This window comes from Erwinia sp. STN24 (assembly GCF_041320675.1).
GTDB classification, from domain to species: domain Bacteria; phylum Pseudomonadota; class Gammaproteobacteria; order Enterobacterales; family Enterobacteriaceae; genus Erwinia; species Erwinia aeris.
On the sequence record NZ_JBGGPM010000003.1, the window covers coordinates 249,807 to 269,775 of the forward strand.

18 protein-coding genes and 1 other RNA gene are annotated in these 19,969 nt (G+C 56.2%); 15 read left to right on the forward strand and 4 right to left on the reverse strand.

Translation table 11 applies throughout. From position 1 onward, the window contains the following. The first annotated feature begins 29 nt into the window (after positions 1-29). The 4 genes from fbaA to ACA373_RS13795 all read left to right on the forward strand — a co-directional run bounded on the left by fbaA (position 30) and on the right by ACA373_RS13795 (position 3,960). On the forward strand, positions 30-1,109 hold the full coding sequence (fbaA, locus tag ACA373_RS13780; protein WP_125287332.1) for a class II fructose-bisphosphate aldolase: 1,080 nt from the start codon (positions 30-32) through the stop codon (positions 1,107-1,109). Positions 1,110-1,393: 284 nt separating this feature from the next. Then, positions 1,394-2,290, forward strand: a complete 897-nt coding sequence (mscS, locus tag ACA373_RS13785; RefSeq protein WP_301253209.1) for a small-conductance mechanosensitive channel MscS — start codon at positions 1,394-1,396, stop codon at positions 2,288-2,290. Positions 2,291-2,469: 179 nt separating this feature from the next. After that, positions 2,470-3,090 carry an arginine exporter ArgO gene (gene argO / locus ACA373_RS13790; RefSeq protein WP_370734675.1) on the forward strand — a complete coding sequence of 207 codons (621 nt, stop codon included), beginning with the start codon at positions 2,470-2,472 and terminating at the stop codon, positions 3,088-3,090. Between the two features lie 150 nt (positions 3,091-3,240). Beyond that, positions 3,241-3,960: an oxidative stress defense protein gene (locus ACA373_RS13795; RefSeq protein ID WP_370734676.1), complete on the forward strand. Its 720-nt coding sequence runs from the start codon at positions 3,241-3,243 to the stop codon at positions 3,958-3,960. Between the two features lie 90 nt (positions 3,961-4,050). On the opposite strand, the gene ACA373_RS13800 is transcribed toward ACA373_RS13795, so the two are convergent. Beyond that, positions 4,051-4,947, reverse strand: a complete 897-nt coding sequence (locus ACA373_RS13800; RefSeq protein WP_125287336.1) for a LysR family transcriptional regulator ArgP — start codon at positions 4,945-4,947, stop codon at positions 4,051-4,053. A gap of 198 nt (positions 4,948-5,145) precedes the next feature. On the opposite strand from ACA373_RS13800, the gene rpiA reads away from it, so the two are divergent. Together rpiA and serA are read left to right on the forward strand one after the other, a co-directional pair. Further along, complete coding sequence (gene rpiA, locus ACA373_RS13805; protein ID WP_253458641.1) at positions 5,146-5,805, forward strand: ribose-5-phosphate isomerase RpiA; 660 nt, start codon at positions 5,146-5,148, stop codon at positions 5,803-5,805. A gap of 582 nt (positions 5,806-6,387) precedes the next feature. Next, positions 6,388-7,623 carry a phosphoglycerate dehydrogenase gene (gene serA / locus ACA373_RS13810; protein WP_253458643.1) on the forward strand — a complete coding sequence of 412 codons (1,236 nt, stop codon included), beginning with the start codon at positions 6,388-6,390 and terminating at the stop codon, positions 7,621-7,623. On the opposite strand, the gene ACA373_RS13815 is transcribed toward serA, so the two are convergent. The 3 genes from ACA373_RS13815 to zapA form a co-directional block, all read right to left on the reverse strand. Then, positions 7,617-8,246: a 5-formyltetrahydrofolate cyclo-ligase gene (locus ACA373_RS13815; RefSeq protein WP_253458645.1), complete on the reverse strand. Its 630-nt coding sequence runs from the start codon at positions 8,244-8,246 to the stop codon at positions 7,617-7,619. The two genes, serA and ACA373_RS13815, sit on opposite strands and share 7 nt — an antisense overlap. Before the next feature lie 82 nt (positions 8,247-8,328). After that, positions 8,329-8,513, reverse strand: a non-coding RNA gene (gene ssrS, locus ACA373_RS13820) — 6S RNA. A gap of 41 nt (positions 8,514-8,554) precedes the next feature. Then, positions 8,555-8,884 (reverse strand): cell division protein ZapA, encoded by a 330-nt coding sequence (gene zapA, locus ACA373_RS13825; protein ID WP_125287340.1) that lies wholly within the window; start codon positions 8,882-8,884, stop codon positions 8,555-8,557. Positions 8,885-9,054: 170 nt separating this feature from the next. Between zapA and ACA373_RS13830 the strand changes: the two genes are divergently transcribed. The 9 genes from ACA373_RS13830 to gcvP all read left to right on the forward strand — a co-directional run bounded on the left by ACA373_RS13830 (position 9,055) and on the right by gcvP (position 19,930). Beyond that, positions 9,055-9,633, forward strand: a complete 579-nt coding sequence (locus ACA373_RS13830) for a YecA family protein (protein ID WP_125287341.1) — start codon at positions 9,055-9,057, stop codon at positions 9,631-9,633. Positions 9,634-9,714: 81 nt separating this feature from the next. Next, positions 9,715-11,031 (forward strand): Xaa-Pro aminopeptidase, encoded by a 1,317-nt coding sequence (gene pepP, locus ACA373_RS13835; RefSeq protein WP_370734677.1) that lies wholly within the window; start codon positions 9,715-9,717, stop codon positions 11,029-11,031. Then, entirely contained in the window at positions 11,028-12,206 is a 1,179-nt protein-coding gene (gene ubiH, locus ACA373_RS13840) for a 2-octaprenyl-6-methoxyphenyl hydroxylase (protein WP_370734678.1), read from the forward strand. Before pepP ends, ubiH begins: the two co-directional genes overlap by 4 nt. 13 nt (positions 12,207-12,219) lie before the next feature. Next, positions 12,220-13,419, forward strand: coding sequence for an FAD-dependent 2-octaprenylphenol hydroxylase (gene ubiI, locus ACA373_RS13845; RefSeq protein ID WP_370734726.1), 1,200 nt, complete (start codon positions 12,220-12,222; stop codon positions 13,417-13,419). 385 nt (positions 13,420-13,804) lie between these two features. After that, positions 13,805-14,122: a tlde1 domain-containing protein gene (locus ACA373_RS13850; protein WP_370734679.1), complete on the forward strand. Its 318-nt coding sequence runs from the start codon at positions 13,805-13,807 to the stop codon at positions 14,120-14,122. Between the two features lie 47 nt (positions 14,123-14,169). After that, positions 14,170-14,718, forward strand: coding sequence for a hypothetical protein (locus ACA373_RS13855; protein WP_370734680.1), 549 nt, complete (start codon positions 14,170-14,172; stop codon positions 14,716-14,718). 688 nt (positions 14,719-15,406) lie between these two features. Then, positions 15,407-16,498: a glycine cleavage system aminomethyltransferase GcvT gene (gene gcvT, locus ACA373_RS13860; RefSeq protein WP_253458653.1), complete on the forward strand. Its 1,092-nt coding sequence runs from the start codon at positions 15,407-15,409 to the stop codon at positions 16,496-16,498. A 62-nt stretch (positions 16,499-16,560) separates the two neighbouring features. Next, positions 16,561-16,947 (forward strand): glycine cleavage system protein GcvH, encoded by a 387-nt coding sequence (gcvH, locus tag ACA373_RS13865; protein ID WP_125287347.1) that lies wholly within the window; start codon positions 16,561-16,563, stop codon positions 16,945-16,947. 115 nt (positions 16,948-17,062) lie between these two features. Next, a complete protein-coding gene (gene gcvP, locus ACA373_RS13870) occupies positions 17,063-19,930 on the forward strand; it encodes an aminomethyl-transferring glycine dehydrogenase (RefSeq protein ID WP_370734681.1) in 2,868 nt (955 codons plus the stop codon). Positions 19,931-19,969 lie beyond the last annotated feature (39 nt).

The window sequence follows — 19,969 nt, forward strand, 5'->3', positions numbered from 1 at the left end:
CCTACTGCCGACGAAACAGGACAAAAGACATGTCTAAAATTTTTGATTTCGTAAAACCAGGCGTTGTCACCGGTGACGACGTACAGAAAATCTTCAAAGTCGCAAAAGAGAACAAATTCGCACTGCCAGCGGTTAACTGTGTCGGCACCGATTCCATCAACGCCGTGCTGGAAACCGCCGCGAAAGTTAAAGCGCCGGTTATCATCCAGTTCTCCAACGGTGGCGCGGCGTTCATCGCCGGTAAAGGCCTGAAGTCCGATAAGCCGCAGGCTGCAGCCATCCTGGGCGCAATCTCCGGTGCGCATCACGTGCATCAGATGGCGGAACACTACGGCGTGCCGGTTATCCTGCATACCGACCACTGCGCGAAAAAACTGCTGCCGTGGATCGACGGTCTGCTGGACGCGGGCGAAGCTCACTTTGAAAAAACCGGTAAGCCGCTGTTCTCTTCCCACATGATCGACCTGTCTGAAGAGTCGCTGGAAGAAAACATCGAAATCTGCAGCAAGTATCTGGCGCGTATGTCAAAAATCAACATGACGCTGGAAATCGAACTGGGCTGCACCGGCGGTGAAGAAGACGGCGTTGATAACAGCCATATGGATGCTTCCGCACTGTACACCCAGCCGGAAGACGTGAACTACGCTTACGAAAAACTGAACGCAATCAGCCCGCGTTTCACTATCGCAGCCTCTTTCGGTAACGTTCACGGCGTGTATAAGCCAGGCAACGTTAAGCTGACGCCAACCATCCTGCGTGATTCTCAGGAATATGTGACCAAAAAACATAACCTGGCGCACAACGCGCTGGACTTCGTTTTCCACGGCGGTTCCGGTTCTTCCGCTGCTGAAATCGAAGAGTCTATCAGCTATGGCGTGATCAAGATGAACATCGATACCGATACCCAATGGGCGACCTGGGACGGCATCCTGCAGTACTACAAAAAGAACGAAGGTTATCTGCAGGCGCAGCTGGGCAACCCGGAAGGCGCTGATAAACCAAACAAGAAATACTACGATCCGCGCGTATGGCTGCGCTCTGCTCAGACTTCCATGATTACTCGTCTGGAGCAGGCGTTTAAAGAACTGAACGCGGTAGACGTACTGTAATTTTCTCGTTCTGAACAGAAGGCTCCCTCGCGGAGCCTTTTTTTTGGGCAAATTTTAGAACGTCAGCGAAGTTTGCCTTCTGCATTTCTGTAAATATTGGCGCGGCTATCGGCTTTTCGCTTATTAAAAACCCTGCAAAAAAAGCGCCTTTGCGGTAACAAATTATTAATTTGCCTCGTTATTTGGCACCAGACAGCATTTTTAGTTACGCTTGAGGTTTGGGATGCCAGCCTGGACTGGCAGTCTGCTTACTTCCCGGCGGGGAACAACAACAGGATAAGCAAATGGAAGATTTGAACGTAGTCGACGGCGTTAACCGCGCTGGCAGCTGGCTGGTACACAATCAGGCGCTGCTGCTGAGCTATGCGGTAAATATTGTAGCGGCCATTATCATCCTGATTATCGGGACTATCGTAGCGCGTATCATTTCAAAAACGCTGAACAAGGTGCTGCGCGCTCGTCATATCGACGCCACCGTAGCCGATTTCCTTTCGGCGCTGGTGCGCTATGCCGTGATTGCGTTTACGCTGATTGCGGCGCTTGGGCGCGTAGGCGTACAGACGGCGTCGGTTATCGCCGTGCTGGGTGCCGCAGGTCTGGCCGTCGGTCTGGCTTTGCAGGGCTCGCTCTCCAACCTGGCAGCTGGCGTGCTGCTGGTGACTTTTCGTCCGTTCCGCACCGGTGACTTTATCGATATCGGCATTATGGGCACCGTACAACAGGTACAGATTTTCTCTACCACGCTGAAAACCGCGGACGGCAAAACCGTTGTGGTGCCAAACGGTAAAATTATCGCCGGCAACATCGTAAACTTCTCTCGCGAGCCGGTTCGCCGTAATGAATTTATCATTGGCGTCTCCTACGATGCCGACGCGGACCAGGTTCTCAAACTGCTGCGCGAAGTGGTGGATGCCGATCCTCGCGTGCTGCAGGATATGGGCGTACAGATTGGCCTGAACGAGCTGGCGGCTTCGTCGGTTAACTACGTGGTGCGCTGCTGGAGCAACGCGGGCGATCTGCAAAACGTATACTGGGATTTGATGAAGAACTTCAAGCGCACGCTGGATGCCAACAATATCGGTATCCCTTATCCGCAGATGGATGTGCACCTGCATCAGACGGCCGAGACAAAAAGCGACGCTGCTCAGACTGCTGCGCCAGTACAGGCAAAGGCAGAGTAGTGTTAGCCGGTTGAGCCTGACGGCTTGCTCATCATGCAAAAGAAAAGGCGGACTGCGGTTCGCCTTTTTACCGATCGTTATCATTAGCTAAGTTTATGGAGTATTAGAATCTTCAATTTCCTCTAATGATGCTGTCGCTATACACTCGCCGCCAGCTGAAACCGTTTGAGGAAGACTCTATGTTTGCCGTTTTTCTGCAGGGCATGGCGCTGAGCGCCGCGCTGATCCTGCCGCTGGGGCCGCAGAATGCTTTTGTGATGAACCAGGGCGTGCGCCGCCACTACCATTTAATGACCGCCGCGCTTTGTACGCTGAGCGATATCCTGCTGATTTGCGGTGGCGTGTTCGGTGGCAGCGCGCTGCTGACCCATTCCACCCTGCTGCTGAACCTGGTAACCTGGGGCGGCGTACTGTTTCTTTTGTGGTACGGCTGGGGGGCGCTGCGTACCGCCTTCAGCGGCGATGTGGCGCTGGCGTCATCGGAAGCGATGAAGCAAAGCCGTTGGCGCATTATCGCCACCATGCTGGCCGTAACCTGGCTGAATCCGCACGTCTATCTCGATACCTTTGTGGTGCTGGGTAGCCTGGGCGGCCAGCTTCCGGCAGAAGCGCGCAAATGGTTTGCACTGGGATCGGCCTGCGCCTCGCTAATCTGGTTTTTCGGCCTGGCTATCCTTGCCGCCTGGCTGGCACCGCGTCTCAATACCACCAGGGCGCAGCGTATTATTAATCTGCTGGTGGGGCTGGTGATGTGGCTGATCGCCCTTAAGCTGGCGCTGCAGGCGCTGAATATCTGGTAAACACGGCCGAACTCATTCCAGGAATTAAGGTCATAGTCTGGCAGGTACAATCGCACTAAGATGCGAACTGATGGATAAATTGTGGAAGCCGGTACGCTGTAGTCAGGCCGGCTTCTTCTGCTATGACTGAAGTCCCATGGAGGATCTCCTTTGAAGCTGACCAAACTGGCGCTGGCCGCCCTTATTTTTACCTCGCCTTTTGCCGCCGTGGCGGATGAACTGCCTAACGGCCCGCATGTTGTCACGTCCGGGCAGGCAAGCGTCGACGCAACGCCTGATATTGCCACGCTGGCGATAGAGGTTGGCGTCTCGTCGAAAGATGCCTCTGAAGCGAAAAAACAGGCCGACAGCCGTGTCGCCCAGTATTTTGATTTTCTCCAGAAAAACGGCATTGATAAAAAAGATATCAACGCGGCCAACCTGCGTACGCAGCCGGAATACGATTATCTGAAAGACGGCAAATCGGAGCTGAAAGGCTATCGCGCGGTGCGTCAGGTGCAGGTTACGCTGCGCCAGCTTGATAAGCTGAACGAGCTGCTGGACGGCGCGCTGAAATCGGGCCTGAACGAAATCCGCTCCGTTGAGCTGGGCGTGGCTAATCCCGATAGCTATCGCGATAAAGCCCGCCAGGCCGCTATCGAAAACGCGACGTATCAGGCTGGCGAGCTGGCGAAAGGCTTTAACGCTCAGCTGGGGCCGGTTTACAGCATTCGCTATCACGTAGCCAACTATCAGCCGATGCCAATGGCGAGAATGTTTAAAACCGCCGACGCCGCGCCGATGAGCTCGGCCGCGCAAACCTACGAGCAGCAGAGCATTCACTTTGACGATCAGGTGGATGTGGTGTTTGAGCTACAGCGCAAGCAGTAATCTCAGCTTGCTGAAAGCCGCGTCCGGTAAGCATTCCGGACGCTTTTCTTTGCCAGGGATGCCAGGCAAAAATCCGCTCCAACCTGAGCGCTATTCCCCCTGGCGCAGCACGCGATGGCCGTGGGCAATCAGCGCGTCGGTCACTTTGCGCATCAGGCGGCTTTCCGGCGCAAAACGATGCCAGTACAGCATCCGGCGCTGAAACAGCCCCGGCGTCAGATCGATCAGTTCGCCTTCCGCCAGCTCGCGCTCAATCTGTAAGTGCGGGATCATACAGCAGGTCGTGCCCTGACGCGCCAGCTGCACAAAAGCCTCCGACGAGTTAACGATATGGCACGGCACGCTGCCGGGCGACAGATCGAAATTCTGCTGTAAAAACGCCTGATGCATATCGTCAAGATGATCGAAAGCCACCGCCGGCGCCTTCAGCAGTGCTGAGCGGGTCACGCCGTTCGGAAAGTAGCGCGCGGCAAACTCTTTCGAGCCGACAAACAGATAATCCAGCGCGCCGAGCTGATCCACCAGGCAGCTTGGCAGCGGCTGCGGCTGGATACTTACCGCGCCGACTACTTCGCCGCGCCGCAGGCGCTCCTGGGTACGGGTTTCGTCTTCCACCTGAAGATTCAGGCGCACCGGCGAATCGCTCAGCACCGTTTTCAGCGCGGGCAGCAGCCAGGTCGCCAGACTGTCGGCGTTCACTGCCAGCGACAGCAGCAGCGGCGTGGTGCCGCTGTTTTCATCGCCCAGCCACTCTTCTTCCAGCAGCTCTACCTGATGCAGCAACGCCAGCAGCTTTTGCCCCTGTTCGGTAGGGCGAGGCGGCACGGTGCGCACCAGCAGCGGCTGACCAAACATATTTTCCAGCTGCTTGATGCGCTGGGAAACGGCTGACTGGGTAATACAAAGTTTTTGCGCCGCGCGTTCAAAGCCGCGCTCGCGAATGACTGCATCCAGCGCCTGAAGCGTTCGATAGTCCGGGCGTTTCATTGTTGTTTTAGCTCTCTTTCAGGTGTGGAATCTGCACTATGCCATATTTTTGCCATTTTGCCCTGCGCTTAAAGCTGGCGTCCCGGTTTTGCGGCCTCTCTTCCAGAGTGACAACAAATGGCGCCGCAGAGCGGTTTTTTCAACGAGGGTTGCTTTATACTATCGCCACACAGTAGCAGCACGGATTCTAAACTTACCATGACGCAGGATGAACTGAAAAAAGCCGTTGGCTGGGCCGCGTTAAACTATGTTGAACGCGGCACTATCGTTGGCGTGGGCACCGGATCGACCGCCGCCCACTTTATTGATGCGCTGGGCTCGATTAAAAATGAGATTGAAGGCGCGGTCTCCAGCTCGGAGGCTTCCACGCTCCGGCTGAAAAGCTTAGGTATTCCGGTTTTCGATTTGAACGAGGTGGATTCCCTGTCGGTTTATGTTGACGGCGCCGACGAGATCAACAGCGCGATGCAGATGATTAAAGGCGGGGGCGCGGCGCTGACCCGTGAAAAAATCATTGCCGCCGTGGCGAAGAAGTTCGTCTGCATCGCCGACGAATCCAAGCAGGTCGACGTGCTGGGCAAATTTCCGCTGCCGGTCGAGGTCATTCCTATGGCTCGCAGCTTTGTGGCGCGCGAGCTGGTGAAGCTGGGCGGCCTGCCGGAATATCGTCAGCAGGTGGTCACCGATAACGGTAACGTCATCCTGGACGTGCATAATCTGAAAATCCTGGATGCCGTCGCGCTGGAAAAAGCCATCAACGCGCTGCCGGGCGTAGTCACGGTGGGGCTTTTCGCCACGCGTGGCGCGGACGTGGCGCTGATCGGCACGGCAAACGGTGTAAAAACGCTGGGCGATTAGCTGATTAGCGTGGCCGTTTTACCAGCCGGGAATGGCCGGTAGTGCATCAAGGTCGTGGCCGTCAGCCGCGACCTTAAGCGCCAGGCTCTAAGTCATAGCTGTAGCCATAGCTATAAGCGCCAGGTCATAGCCGTAGCCGTAAGCTCTGAATGCTAAGTGCTAAGAGCTAAGTGCTAAGTGCTAAGTGCCAGGTGCTAAGTGCCAGGTGCTAAATGCCAGGTACTAAATGCCAGGCCACAATCGATAAGCTCTAAGCTCTAAGCTCTAAGCTCTAAGCCATAAAAAAACGATCTTACCGGCGCGGCTATCGCCTCGGTTAATTTTTATAAAAAAACATCTTTTCTTTTGCCCCACAAATTTGGTGACTTATGTCACGGAATTTACCCCCGCCTCGCGATCCTGCTGACGATGCTTCACGTGTCATGATTATCTGCCGATTTATGCTGATGCTTTCGGCTGCCGTGCTGGCCGCAAGGCAATCGTTTGTATTGCCGCGCGCGTAAATTTTGATATTTTGACAGAAGGCTGACTTATTCCTCACGGAGTCAGTCACTTCTGAAGTCTGCTGAATAGGGTCGGGAAATGGCAAAAGTATCACTGGAGAAAGACAAGATTAAGTTCCTGCTGGTCGAAGGCGTGCACCAGAGCGCGATTGAGAATCTTCGGGCGTCAGGCTACACCAACATCGAATTTCACAAGGGCGCGCTGGACAGCGAAACGCTGAAAGAAGCGATCCGCGATGCGCACTTTATTGGTATCCGCTCGCGTACCAACCTGACCGAAGAGATTTTCGCCGCGGCAGAAAAACTCGTCGCGGTAGGCTGCTTCTGCATCGGCACTAACCAGGTCGATTTGCAGGCCGCAGAAAAACGCGGTATTCCGGTGTTCAATGCGCCTTTCTCCAATACCCGATCCGTAGCAGAACTGGTCATCGGCGAGCTGCTGCTGATGCTGCGCGGCGTACCGGCCGCCAATGCTAAAGCGCACCGCGGCATCTGGAACAAGCTGGCGGTCGGCTCTTATGAGGCGCGCGGCAAAAAGCTGGGCATTATCGGCTATGGCCATATCGGTATGCAGCTGGGCGTGCTGGCCGAAAGCTTAGGGATGCACGTCTACTTTTACGATATCGAAAGCAAGCTGCCGCTCGGCAACGCCACGCAGGTTCGCTACCTCTCCGAACTGCTGAATATGAGCGATGTGGTCAGCCTGCACGTGCCGGAAACGGCCTCCACCCAGAATATGATGGGTGCGGAAGAGCTGGCGATGATGAAACCCGGCTCGCTGCTGATCAACGCTTCACGCGGCACGGTAGTGGATATTCCGGCGCTGTGCAAAGTGCTGGCGGACAAACATCTGGCCGGCGCGGCCATCGACGTCTTCCCGGAAGAGCCGGCAACTAACGCCGATCCGTTTAATTCGCCGCTGTGCGAGTTCGACAACGTGATCCTGACGCCGCATATCGGCGGTTCAACGCAGGAGGCGCAGGAAAATATCGGGATTGAAGTAGCGGGTAAACTGGCGAAATACTCAGATAACGGCTCGACGCTGTCAGCGGTTAACTTCCCGGAAGTGTCGCTGCCGATGCATGGCCAGCAGAGCCGCCTGCTGCATATTCACGAGAACCGTCCCGGCGTGCTGACCGCCATCAACAATATCTTTGCCGGTCAGGGCATCAACATTGCCGCGCAGTATCTGCAAACCACGCCGCAGATGGGCTATGTGGTGATCGATATCGATGCGACGAAGGAAGTGGCCGACAACGCGCTTCAGCAGATGAAAGCGATTCCGGGCACCATTCGCGCTCGTCTGCTTTACTGATGACGCAAAGCGTCCCCGCTCGTGGGACGCTTTTCCTGCCATTGCCAGAGCCGCGAAGGCGTAATTATCGCCGGCAAAGGCACATCCCATTCCGCCACGGGCAATGTTTCTACCTGCTGACAGTCATGCGCCAGGCCAATCGGCAACAGGCCGTGCTGCGGCCAATTTTGCAGAGTGCGGTCATAAAAGCCGCCGCCCATACCCAGACGCTGTCCGGCCCGATCGAACGCCACCAGCGGCACCATTATCACATCCAGCTCGTCCAGCGTGGCCAGGTTGCGGATATCCAGCGGCGGTTCCGGGATACGCAGACGGTTAGGCTGCAACAGCGTTTCCGTGTCATAGCGCAGAAAAAGCAGCTGACCGCGTGAAAAAGGGTGCAGTACGGGCAGATAAACTTCCTGATGACGCTGCCAAAGTTTGGCAATCAGCGGACGGGTATCCAGTTCGCCGTCGAAGGACAGGAACAGCGCGATTTTGCGGGCCTGCTGAACGGGTTTGAAGCTTAGCGCATGTTCGGCGACCGTTACGGCGGCCAGGCGCTGCTGTTCTGGTGTCAGGTCACGACGCAAATGGCGAATGTGAGTACGAATATCCTGACGATCGAGAAGGCTGAGGTTCATCAGTTTCACCGTGTCGGAAGCGGGATAAAGCAGGGAACCCGAAAGCGCCGGGAAAAACATGGCTTTGCAGGTGGTAAAGAAGGGAATCTCCGAGATGCCGCCGCAGGCTGTAACCCTTGAACCCTTGGTTCAAGGTGAGTGTACCGTCATAACCATCAGGCTTCTCGGACGGACCGAGCATGCACACAGGTTACAGAGCGCCACACTCTGTTTGGTATGAAATATCGGCTCAGGGGACTGGCCCGCTTGCAAACACCTCAGAGAATTTTTTACATCACCGTTACTGTAACACAGATAACGTTAACGTGTTATTCGAATTGCGTTCCAGTTCTTTCCGTAATGCGACCTTGTTCAAGCAATGCCTGCTCGATAGTCTGCTGTAACATTCGGATACGCTGTTCCATATTACTGGCATAATCGCGGGTTTTCATCTTTTCCTGCGCTAACTCATGGCAGATGTTCAACGCGGCGATAAAAACCAATTGTTCAGTATTGGTGACTCTAGTGCGAACTTTAAGATCTTGCAACCGTTGATTAAGGTCTTCGGCGGCCAGATTCAGCGCATCTTGCTGTTCAGGCGGACAATTCACTCTTAAGGAACGGCCAAAAATTTGAATATCTACGGGCTGTGCAGACATAAAACCATCCTGACTGATTACTTCGCCGGTAATCTCCCTTGCCGCTCAATGGCTTGGGAGGGGCGCAACTATATCTACCCCTGGCAGAAGAAACAACCCCTTTCTGGAATCAAAGAGGCACCTGGTGGTAGCATAACACGAACTTATCCAGCCAACGATGACCAAAACCTATGTCACTAACAAACACAATGCCGGGCTACGACGCGCTGGCTTCAGCACTGACGCAGCAGGGCGTGGGAATGACCCCGGCTGAAATGCACGGCCTGATCAGCGGAATTCTCTGCGGCGGTAACAAGGACAGCAGCTGGCAGACGCTGGTACACGACTTAACGAACGAAGGCATGGCCTTCTCGCAGACGCTGGCTCAGCCTTTACAGCAGCTGCACCAGGGCATCGGCGATACGCTGGAAGACGAAGGTTTCCTGTTTCAACTCTATTTGCCGGAAGATGACGATATCACCGTCTTCGATCGGGCGGATGCGCTGGCGGGCTGGGTTAACCACTTTCTGCTGGGCCTGGGCGTGTCGCAGCCGAAGCTCGATAAGGTCAAGGGCGAAACGGGCGAGGCGATTGACGATCTGCGTACTATCGCCCAGCTCGGCTATGATGAAGATGAAGACCAGGAAGAGCTGGAACAGTCGTTGGAAGAGGTGATTGAGTATGTGCGCGTAGCGGCGCTGCTTTGCCACGACACCTTTACCCATATCGCGCCAACGGCGGTGGAAGTGAAAAAACCAACGCTGCACTAATTTCTGCCACGCCAGGGGCGGCGACAGAAAAAAAGCGCGCTGTATGCGGGCGCTAAGATGGATTGCATTCAGGAGAAGCGGATGACACAGCAAGAGTTCGTGCGCCGTCGCCAGGCGCTGCTGGCAAAAATGGCACCGGCCAGCGCGGCGGTGATCTTTGCCGCGCCGGAGGCGACGCGCAGCAATGACAGCGAGTACCCTTATCGGCAGAACAGCGATTTCTGGTATTTTACCGGCTTTAACGAGCCTGAAGCGGCGCTGGTGCTGATCAAAAGCGCGGAAAACCATAACCACAGCGTGCTGTTTAATCGCGTTCGCGATCTGACCGCTGAAATCTGGTTTGGCCGTCGTCTGGGTCAGGATGCCGCGCCGGAAAAACTCGCTGTCGATCGCGCGCTGCCCTGGGATGCCATCAGCGACCAGCTGCCGCAGCTGCTGAACGGCCTGGACGTGGTTTATCACGCGCAGGGACTTTACGAACAGGCCGACATGCTGCTGTTTGGCGCGTTGGAGAAGCTGCGGCGCGGCGCTCGTCAGAACCTGACCGCGCCGTCGACGCTGACCGACTGGCGGCCCTGGGTGCACGAGATGCGCCTGTTTAAATCGCCGGAAGAGCTGGCCGTGCTGCGTGAAGCCGGTCGTATCAGCGCGCTGGCGCATTCGCGGGCGATGCGGCAGTGTCGGCCCGGAATGTTTGAGTATCAGCTCGAAGGCGAAATCCAGCACGAATTCAACCGTCACGGCGCGCGCTTTCCCTCTTACAACACCATAGTTGGCGCCGGTGAAAACGGCTGCATCCTGCACTACACCGAAAACGAGTCCAGGATGCGCGACGGCGATCTGGTGCTGATTGATGCGGGCTGCGAGCTGAAAGGCTACGCGGGCGACATTACGCGCACTTTCCCGGTTAACGGCAAATTCAGCAAGCCTCAGCGCGCCGTCTACGATATCGTGCTGGCATCGCTTAATCGGGCGCTGGAACTGTTTCGTCCCGGCACCAGCATCCGCGAAGTTAATGCGGAAGTCGTGCGCATTATGGTGACGGGGCTGGTCGGGCTGGGCGTAATGCAGGGTGATGTTGAGACGCTGATTGCGGAACAGGCGCATCGCCGGTTCTTTATGCACGGCCTGAGCCACTGGCTGGGGCTGGACGTGCACGATGTCGGCGGCTACGGTCACGAGCGCGATCGCGTGCTGGAGCCGGGCATGGTGTTGACGGTCGAGCCCGGTCTGTATATCGCGCCGGATGCGGATGTGCCTGTGGAATATTGCGGCATCGGTATCCGGGTGGAAGATGACATTCTGATCACCGAGGATGGCAACGAAAACCTGACCGACAGCGTGGTGAAAGATCCGGATGAGATTGAAGCATTAATGGCGGCGGCTAAAACATTATGAGCATGATCATCGCAGGCGGCGGGATGACGGGCGCGACGCTGGCGCTGGCTGTTTCCTGGCTGACCCAGGGCAGGCTGCCGGTGACGCTGGTCGAAGCGCAGGATCCGGCTTCAAGAGCGCATCCCGGCTATGACGGACGGGCGATAGCGCTGGCGGAAGGCACCTGCCAGCAGCTGGCGGCGATCAACCTCTGGCCCGCGCTGAAAGCGTGCGCCATGCCGATCACCCACGTTCACGTCAGCGATCGCGGGCATGCCAGCTTTGTGTCGCTGGCTGCGGAAGATTATGACATTCCCGCGCTGGGGCAGGTGGTTGAGCTGCACGATATCGGCCAGCGGCTGTTTAAGCTGCTGCAAAAAGCGCCGGGCGTACGCGTGGTCTGTCCGGCGAAGGTGGCGAAGGTCGAGCGAACGCAGCAGCAGGTCAGCGTGCTGCTGGATAATGACGAAACGCTGACGGCGCAGCTGCTGGTGGCCGCAGACGGTTCCCGCTCCGCCGTGGCCGCCTCCTGCGGCGTACAGGTGGCTTCTGAGGATTATCAGCAGGTTGCTGTTATTGCCAACGTTTCCACCGCACAGCCGCATCAGGGAAGGGCATTTGAACGCTTTACCGAAAATGGCCCGCTGGCGCTGCTGCCGATGTCCTCTGGTCGCAGTTCGCTGGTGTGGTGCCACCCGCTGGCGCAAAAAGCGCAGATTGATAGCTGGGACGATCGGCAATTTTTAGACGAGCTGCAAAAAGCCTTTGGCTGGCGGCTGGGACGCTTTACCCAGGTTGGGCAGCGCTACAGCTATCCGTTGGCGCTGCTGTCCGCTTCGCAGCACGTTTCCCATCGGCTGGCGCTGGTTGGCAACGCGGCGCAAACGCTGCATCCGATTGCGGGCCAGGGATTTAATTTAGGTATCCGGGACGTAATGTCGCTGGCGGAATCCGTGGCCGCCGCCTGGCGGGCGCAGCAGGATATCGGCAGCTACGGCGTGCTACAACAGTTTCAGCAGCGTCGCCAGCCGGATGCCGTTGCTACTATCGGGATAACCGACAGTCTGGTCAGGCTGTTTGCTAACCGCTACACGCCGCTGGTGCTGGGGCGAAATCTGGGCCTGATGGTGATGGATTCGCTGCCGCTGGCGCGTAATTTGCTGGCCGAGCGCACGTTAGGCTGGGTCGAGCGTTAAGGAGAAAGCAGTGATGCAAACTTATGATGTTATTGTCGCCGGTGGCGGAATGGTCGGCCTGGCCGTCGCCTGTGGCTTACAGGGCAGCGGCATGAAAATCGCCGTGCTGGAACGCGAAGCGCCGCAGGCGACGAACGACAGCGCGCCGGCGCTGCGCGTCTCCGCCATTAATGCCGCCAGCGAGCGCCTGCTGCAGCACCTTGATGTCTGGAGCGCCATTCAGGCCAACCGCGCCAGCGCCTATCACGGGATGGAAGTCTGGGATCGCGACAGCTTCGGCCGGATTGAATTCGATGACGCTCAGCAGGGCCTGGCGCATCTGGGCCACATTATTGAAAATCCGGTTATTCACCGGGCGCTGTGGCAAAAAGCCAGCGAATCACGGGATATCACGTTGATTTCGCCAGCAGAGCTGCAGCAGGTGGCGTTTGGCGATAACGAAGCCTTCGTCACGCTCAGCGACGGCACCATGATGACGGCGCGCCTGCTGGTGGCCGCCGACGGCGCCAACTCCTGGCTGCGTAACAAGGCGGATATTCCGCTGGCGTTCTGGGATTACGATCACCATGCGCTGGTGGCCAATATTCGTACCGAACAGCCGCACGACGCCGTTGCACGCCAGGTGTTTCACGGCGAAGGCATTCTGGCATTTCTGCCGCTCAGCGACCCGCACCTCAGCTCAATTGTCTGGTCGCTGCCGCCGCAGGAAGCCACGCGTTTACAGTCAATGCCGGAAGAGGTCTTTAACCAGCAGCTGTCGGTCGCCTTCGATATGCGTCTGGGGCTGTGCAAGCTGGAAAGCGAGCGCAAGGCTTTCCCGCTGATGGGCCGCTATGCGCGTAATTTCGCGGCGCATCGTCTGGCACTGGTTGGCGACGCGGCGCATACCATTCATCCCCTGGCGGGGCAGGGCGTTAACCTGGGCTTTATGGATGCCGCCGAGCTGATCGGCGAGATCAAACGTCTGCATCAGCAGGGCAAAGATATTGGCCAGCACCTTTACCTGCGACGCTACGAGCGCAGCCGCAAGCACAGCGCGGCCGTGATGCTGGCAAGTATGCAGGGCTTTCGCGAGCTGTTTAAAGGCAATAATCCCGCGAAGAAGCTGCTGCGTGATATCGGCCTGAGCCTGGCAGATAATTTGCCTGGCGTGAAGCCGCGTCTGTTAAAGCAGGCGATGGGCCTGCACGATCTGCCGGAGTGGCTGCGGTAATAAATTGCAGCGTTCAGGCCCGACCTGAACGCTGGTTATTTTATCCCACATCTGTCATTGTTTACCTCATATTTCCTTATCTTCCTTGCTTCAGTCTGAGAAATAATGCGGCAGGCACTTACCCGTCTGCAACCTGGTGCTTCTGCCACAATACGAAAAGAAAACACATCGGGGAGCGGTGCATGACCCGTAAGTGTCATACGCAGAGAATTCCTGGTTTGCGCAGATAATACGACCGGCCCGGACAAAATTAATCCCTTTTTTGATGATGGTCATAAGACTGCCTGATTTTGCTTTGCCGCTCTGGAAGTGTTTAAAGGAATTGTGTTAAGTCACTACGCAACAGGAGTAAAACGATAGTCGATGTAAACAAGGAGAGTAACTCATGGCATGGAATTACAATGTAATGCTCAGGACCTTCAAACATAACGGTATATATAAGTTCAGTGCGCGTTACGCTGGCGCGCCGGGCTATAAGGATAATCCTGAGTATGAATGTCTGCGTGATAAAGGTCCATTACCGAGAGGGAAGTACAGGATTGTGGGCATACCGTTCACGCATAAAAAAGCAGGTGTGTTTACGCTAAGGCTGGAACCAGACAGGGGCAACAGCATGTGCAATCGCGAGGGTTTTTTAATTCATGGTGACAGCAAAAAGGCGCCCGGTACGGCATCAAATGGCTGCATTATACTGGCTCCCTGATATCGTCAACAAATATGGGACAGCATGGACAAGGAGCTGATTGTTGAATGAAGTATCTACTGTTATTTCTGTGCCTGACCGCATTCAGCTCTGTAGCTGTTATTGATAATAATTGCAAAGACCTGCACTCCGGAACTGCAATAGCCATGACGGATACAATGTCTGCTACTTTGAATATAGATAAAAATACGATAGCAAAGGAGGAAACTAAAACAGAGCTTATTTTTAACGAGCCTGTAAGTGACATTCTTTCAGAACAATATGCTCTTGAAGTTTTAAAGAACGCCCAGAGTGAAAAAATACCCAAAGTAAAGGAGATCTTTTCCCAATACAATGCCAGGAACCTGATAATTAAGTTCACATTCAAAGATATCAACAATAAAGAAGATATCTTTCTGGTTTCGGCTATTGCTAATGATTACGAATGCGACGTGAAGTTTAATGGTTTTATTACTGTTAAGCGTGATTTTTGCTCCTTTGCTCCTTTGCTCCTTTGCTCCTTTGCTCCTTTGCCCCTTTGCCCCTTTGCCCCTTTGCCCCGGTGTAGGGGCTTCTTAATTTCCGCGCGTTACTTTCCGGACTGCGCACCAGCATGATTTTTTTCGACCCTCGCATTCGTCACCAGTATCAAAAAAGGCACGGTAAGCCTGGCGGGCATAGGTTTAAATCCGAGGCCAGCGCAGCGCGTCTCCGCCATTAACGCTTCCCTGTCTAACGTAGAGTTGGAAGCAAAAAGGCCAGAGCGACATTCATTCTTTGTAGATAGCACATGCAAAAAACGCCAGGTTGTAAGTAATACAGTAACTTTATGCACTAGCACACCTTTCATGCCTAATACTGAGTCTTTATGTTTTTAAATCACAGGTGAAGTACATCCTGAGCGCGCCATTCTTAAGATGTAAACAAGGAAATTTCATCCGGTGCATCTTGATTGTGCAGCCTGCCCCAAACGGGCGCGTCGTTTGAGAAATTCTAATTTAGCGTGCTTCTTCGCATTACTTTTACTAATCATCAGGTTTGAGCCATAAAGCAGGTTTTTATCTTCAACGGGCTGATACCTTACTTTTATCCTGAGATTTTGGCTGCTTAATAACATATTTGCGTATTAACTGCGCAAAAAGTGGTGATTTTATCTGTCTGATTTTGCTGCCTGAGAACACCGTCAAAAAAATCATACCCGTTTTAACTTATGGTTAACGCTGAATTTCGGTGGTAAGTTCGGAGCAAGGATATCGTTTGCGCCGGGCTGCCTGCCGACGCCGAACACTTTGCCTGAGGAAGAAGATGAAACAGACCCCTTTGTTCGAACAGCATCAGGCCTGCGGCGCGCGCATGGTGGATTTTCATGGCTGGATGATGCCGCTGCACTACGGTTCGCAGCTGGATGAGCATCATACGGTTCGTAGCGATGCCGGCATGTTCGACGTGTCGCATATGACTATTGTCGATCTGCACGGCGTCCGCACCCGAGAATTTTTACGCTACCTGCTGGCCAACGACGTCGCCAAACTGACCCAGCCCGGCAAAGCGCTTTATACCGCTATGCTCAACGCCTCCGCTGGCGTAATCGACGATCTGATTGTTTACTTTATGACCGAAGAGTTTTTCCGGCTGGTGGTGAACTCCGCCACGCGGGAAAAAGATCTCGCCTGGATTACCCAACATGCGGAAGGCTATGGCGTGACGCTGACCGAGCGCGACGACCTGGCGCTGATCGCGGTGCAGGGGCCGCAGGCGCAGGCAAAAGCCCGTTCGCTGTTCGATGAGGCGCAGCGGGAAGCGGTGGCGGACATGAAGCCCTTCTTTGGCGTGCAGGCTGGCGAGTTGTTTATTGCTACCACAGGCTACACCGGCGAAGCCGGGTATGAAATCGCCCTGCCCAACGAGCAGGCGGCGGATTTCTGGCAAAAGCTGCTGGCGGCGGGCGTGAAGCCTGCCGGTCTGGGCGCGCGCGATACCCTGCGCCTGGAAGCCGGCATGAATTTATACGGGCAGGAAATGGACGAGGGCGTTTCGCCGCTGGCGGCCAATATGGGCTGGACAATCGGCTGGCAGCCTCAAGAGCGCGATTTTATCGGCCGCGAGGCGCTGGCGTCGCAGCGTGAAAAAGGCACCGAGCAGCTGGTCGGTCTGGTGATGACCGAGAAAGGCGTACTGCGCAACGGCTTACCGGTGCGCTTTACCGACGCGACCGGCAACCTGCAGGAAGGCATTATCACCAGCGGCTCTTTCTCGCCAACTTTAGGCTACAGCATTGCGCTGGCTCGCGTTCCCGCAGGCATTGGCGAGCAGGCGATTGTGCAAATCCGCAACCGTGAAATGCCGGTTCGCGTGACCAAACCCGTTTTTGTACGCGCCGGTAAAGCGGTGGCGTAAAAGGCGCTTTCCGCGCTTCAGCTGCGGAAAACGACCCGGAATTATTTTAAGGAGATCAGGCGATGAGCAATGTTCCAAACGAACTGAAATACCGTGAAAGCCATGAGTGGGTGCGTAAAGAAGAAGATGGTACCTATACCGTAGGCATCACCGCCCACGCGCAGGAGCTGCTGGGCGATATGGTGTTTGTCGATCTGCCCGAAGTGGGCAACACCTATAGCCAGGGCGAAGACTGCGCCGTAGCCGAGTCGGTAAAGGCCGCATCCGATATTTATGCGCCGGTCAGCGGCGAAATTGTCGAAGTCAACGGCGCGCTGGAAAGCGAACCGGAGCTGGTCAACAGCGATCCCTACAGCGATGGCTGGCTGTTCCGCATTAAGGCCAGCGACGAGTCCGAACTGGAATCGCTGATGGACGCGGACGCCTACAAAACCAGCATTGACGAATAGACGGCGACAGCGCGGGCCGTATTTTACGGCCCGGCTTCGTTTCGTCAGCGATTTATTAGCCCTCTCCGGAGAGATCTCTCCTTAATGCCTTTGCCCGATGCAGGATTTACCGCTAATGACTACTCTCAGCCAGCTTGAACATACCGGCGCTTTTATCGAACGCCATATCGGCCCTTCGCCAGCCCAGCAGGAAGCGATGCTGAACGCGGTAGGCGCCGCCTCTCTCAGCGAGTTGATTACCGCTATCGTCCCGGCTGATATTCAGCTGCCCGGCGCGCCTGCCGTCGGCGATCCCCTGACCGAACATCAGGCGCTGGCCGAGCTAAAAGCGATCGCCAGCCGCAACCTGCGTTATAAATCCTGTATCGGGATGGGCTACACGCCGGTGCTGACGCCGCCGGTTATTCTGCGCAACATGCTGGAAAATCCCGGCTGGTACACTGCCTATACGCCTTATCAGCCCGAGGTTTCTCAGGGCCGACTGGAAGCGCTGTTGAACTTCCAGCAGGTCACGCTGGATTTGACCGGCCTGGATATCGCCTCTGCTTCGCTGTTGGATGAAGCAACCGCCGCCGCCGAGGCGATGGCGATGGCGAAGCGCGTCAGCAAGCTAAAAAACGCCAACCGCTTCTTTGTGGCCGAGGATATTCATCCGCAGACGCTGGACGTGGTGCGGACGCGGGCGGAAACCTTTGGCTTTGAGGTGGTGGTCGATAAGGCGGCGCGCGTGCTGGATCATCAGGACGTGTTCGGCGTGCTGCTACAGCAGGTCGGCACCACTGGCGAGGTACATGACTACACCTCGCTGATCCATGAGCTGAAGGCGCGGAAAGTGATAGTCAGCGTCGCTGCGGATTTTATGTCGCTGGTGCTGCTGACCGCACCGGGAAAACAGGGCGCGGATATCGTTTTTGGCTCTGCGCAGCGTTTTGGCGTTCCGATGGGCTACGGCGGCCCTCACGCAGCCTTCTTTGCCGCCCGCGACGAATACAAACGCTCAATGCCAGGGCGCATTATCGGCGTCTCGCGCGATGCGGCGGGCAACACGGCGCTGCGGATGGCAATGCAGACTCGCGAGCAGCATATCCGTCGTGAAAAGGCCAACTCCAATATTTGTACGTCACAGGTGCTGTTGGCCAATATCGCCAGCCTGTACGCGGTCTTCCACGGCCCGCACGGCCTGAAACGCATCGCCTCGCGCATTCATCGCCTGACGGATATCCTGGCGGCCGGGCTGCAAAAGGGCGGCATGACGCTGCGCCATCAGAGCTGGTTCGATACGCTGACCGTTGAAGTCACGGATAAAGCCGCGGTGCTGGATCGCGCGCTGAGTTTCGGCATCAATCTGCGCACCGATATCCACAACGCGGTGGGCATCACCCTGGATGAAACCACGCTGCGGGAAGATGTGGCGGCGCTGTTCTCCGTGCTGCTGGGCGAAAATCACGGTCTGGATATCGACGAGCTGGACAGCGCCGTGGCCGACAGCGCGTCCGTTCCGCCAGCGATGCTGCGCAAAGAGCCCATCCTGACGCATCCGGTCTTTAACCGTTACCACAGCGAAACCGAGATGATGCGCTATATGCACAGCCTGGAGCGCAAGGATCTGGCGCTGAATCAGGCGATGATCCCGCTCGGCTCCTGCACCATGAAGCTGAACGCCGCCGCTGAGATGATCCCGATTACCTGGCCGGAATTCGCGGAGCTGCACCCGTTCTGTCCTGCCGATCAGGCCGCCGGCTATCTGCAAATGATCGGCCAGCTGTCGCAGTGGCTGGTGCAGCTGACCGGCTATGACGCGCTCTGTATGCAGCCTAACTCCGGCGCGCAGGGCGAGTATGCGGGCCTGCTGGCGATCCGCCGCTATCACGAAAGCCGTGGTGAAGCCGGACGTAATATCTGTCTGATCCCCAGCTCGGCGCACGGCACCAATCCGGCCTCGGCACAGATGGCGGGCATGGCGGTAGTCGTGGTGGCCTGTGACAAACAGGGTAATATCGATCTGCACGATCTGCGGCAGAAAGCAGAACAGGCGGGCGAAGCGCTCTCCTGCATTATGGTGACCTATCCTTCCACGCACGGCGTCTATGAAGAAACCATCCGCGAGGTTTGCCAGATCGTTCATCAGTATGGCGGCCAGGTTTATCTGGACGGTGCCAACATGAACGCCCAGGTCGGCATCACCACGCCTGGCTATATCGGCGCGGACGTCTCGCACCTTAACCTGCATAAAACCTTCTGTATTCCGCACGGCGGCGGCGGGCCAGGCATGGGGCCGATTGGCGTAAAAGCCCATCTGGCGCCATTTGTGCCGGGCCACAGCGTGGTGCAGATTGACGACATGCTGACGCAGCAGGGCGCGGTGTCCGCCGCGCCGTTCGGCAGCGCTTCTATTCTGCCTATCAGCTGGATGTATATCCGCATGATGGGCGCGGAAGGGCTGAAGCAGGCCAGTTCGGTAGCGATCCTGAACGCCAACTATATTGCTGCGCGCCTGAAATCGGCCTATCCGATCCTGTATGCCGGACGGGATGGGCGGGTAGCGCATGAATGCATCCTGGATATTCGTCCGCTGAAAGAGCAAACCGGCATCAGCGAACTGGATATTGCCAAACGCCTGATCGACTATGGCTTCCACGCGCCGACCATGTCCTTCCCGGTGGCGGGCACGCTGATGGTGGAGCCGACGGAATCGGAAAGCAAAGTGGAGTTGGATCGCTTTATCGACGCCATGCTGGCTATCCGCATGGAGATCGACCGCGTGGCGGAAGGTGAGTGGCCAGCGGAAGATAACCCGTTAGTTAATGCGCCCCATACGCAAATGGAGCTGGTCGGCGAATGGTCGCATCCCTACACGCGCGAGCTGGCGGTCTTCCCGGCGGGCAGCGCGAATAAATACTGGCCGACCGTCAAGCGTCTTGACGATGTTTATGGCGATCGAAATCTGTTCTGCTCCTGTTTGCCGATGAGCGAATATGAATAAAGCAGCATAGCGATACAGACTGAAGGGCACCCTGGTGCC

What these genes read in the sequence shown, in the direction of transcription:
- fbaA (WP_125287332.1), top strand. Translation starts at nt 30, where the DNA reads ATGTCTAAAATTTTTGATTTCGTAAAACCAGGCGTTGTCACCGGTGAC.
- mscS (WP_301253209.1), top strand. Translation starts at nt 1,394, where the DNA reads ATGGAAGATTTGAACGTAGTCGACGGCGTTAACCGCGCTGGCAGCTGG.
- argO (WP_370734675.1), top strand. Translation starts at nt 2,470, where the DNA reads ATGTTTGCCGTTTTTCTGCAGGGCATGGCGCTGAGCGCCGCGCTGATC.
- ACA373_RS13800 (WP_125287336.1), bottom strand. Translation starts at nt 4,947, where the DNA reads ATGAAACGCCCGGACTATCGAACGCTTCAGGCGCTGGATGCAGTCATT.
- rpiA (WP_253458641.1), top strand. Translation starts at nt 5,146, where the DNA reads ATGACGCAGGATGAACTGAAAAAAGCCGTTGGCTGGGCCGCGTTAAAC.
- serA (WP_253458643.1), top strand. Translation starts at nt 6,388, where the DNA reads ATGGCAAAAGTATCACTGGAGAAAGACAAGATTAAGTTCCTGCTGGTC.
- ACA373_RS13815 (WP_253458645.1), bottom strand. Translation starts at nt 8,246, where the DNA reads ATGAACCTCAGCCTTCTCGATCGTCAGGATATTCGTACTCACATTCGC.
- zapA (WP_125287340.1), bottom strand. Translation starts at nt 8,884, where the DNA reads ATGTCTGCACAGCCCGTAGATATTCAAATTTTTGGCCGTTCCTTAAGA.
- ACA373_RS13830 (WP_125287341.1), top strand. Translation starts at nt 9,055, where the DNA reads ATGTCACTAACAAACACAATGCCGGGCTACGACGCGCTGGCTTCAGCA.
- pepP (WP_370734677.1), top strand. Translation starts at nt 9,715, where the DNA reads ATGACACAGCAAGAGTTCGTGCGCCGTCGCCAGGCGCTGCTGGCAAAA.
- ubiH (WP_370734678.1), top strand. Translation starts at nt 11,028, where the DNA reads ATGAGCATGATCATCGCAGGCGGCGGGATGACGGGCGCGACGCTGGCG.
- ubiI (WP_370734726.1), top strand. Translation starts at nt 12,220, where the DNA reads ATGCAAACTTATGATGTTATTGTCGCCGGTGGCGGAATGGTCGGCCTG.
- ACA373_RS13850 (WP_370734679.1), top strand. Translation starts at nt 13,805, where the DNA reads ATGGCATGGAATTACAATGTAATGCTCAGGACCTTCAAACATAACGGT.
- ACA373_RS13855 (WP_370734680.1), top strand. Translation starts at nt 14,170, where the DNA reads ATGAAGTATCTACTGTTATTTCTGTGCCTGACCGCATTCAGCTCTGTA.
- gcvT (WP_253458653.1), top strand. Translation starts at nt 15,407, where the DNA reads ATGAAACAGACCCCTTTGTTCGAACAGCATCAGGCCTGCGGCGCGCGC.
- gcvH (WP_125287347.1), top strand. Translation starts at nt 16,561, where the DNA reads ATGAGCAATGTTCCAAACGAACTGAAATACCGTGAAAGCCATGAGTGG.
- gcvP (WP_370734681.1), top strand. Translation starts at nt 17,063, where the DNA reads ATGACTACTCTCAGCCAGCTTGAACATACCGGCGCTTTTATCGAACGC.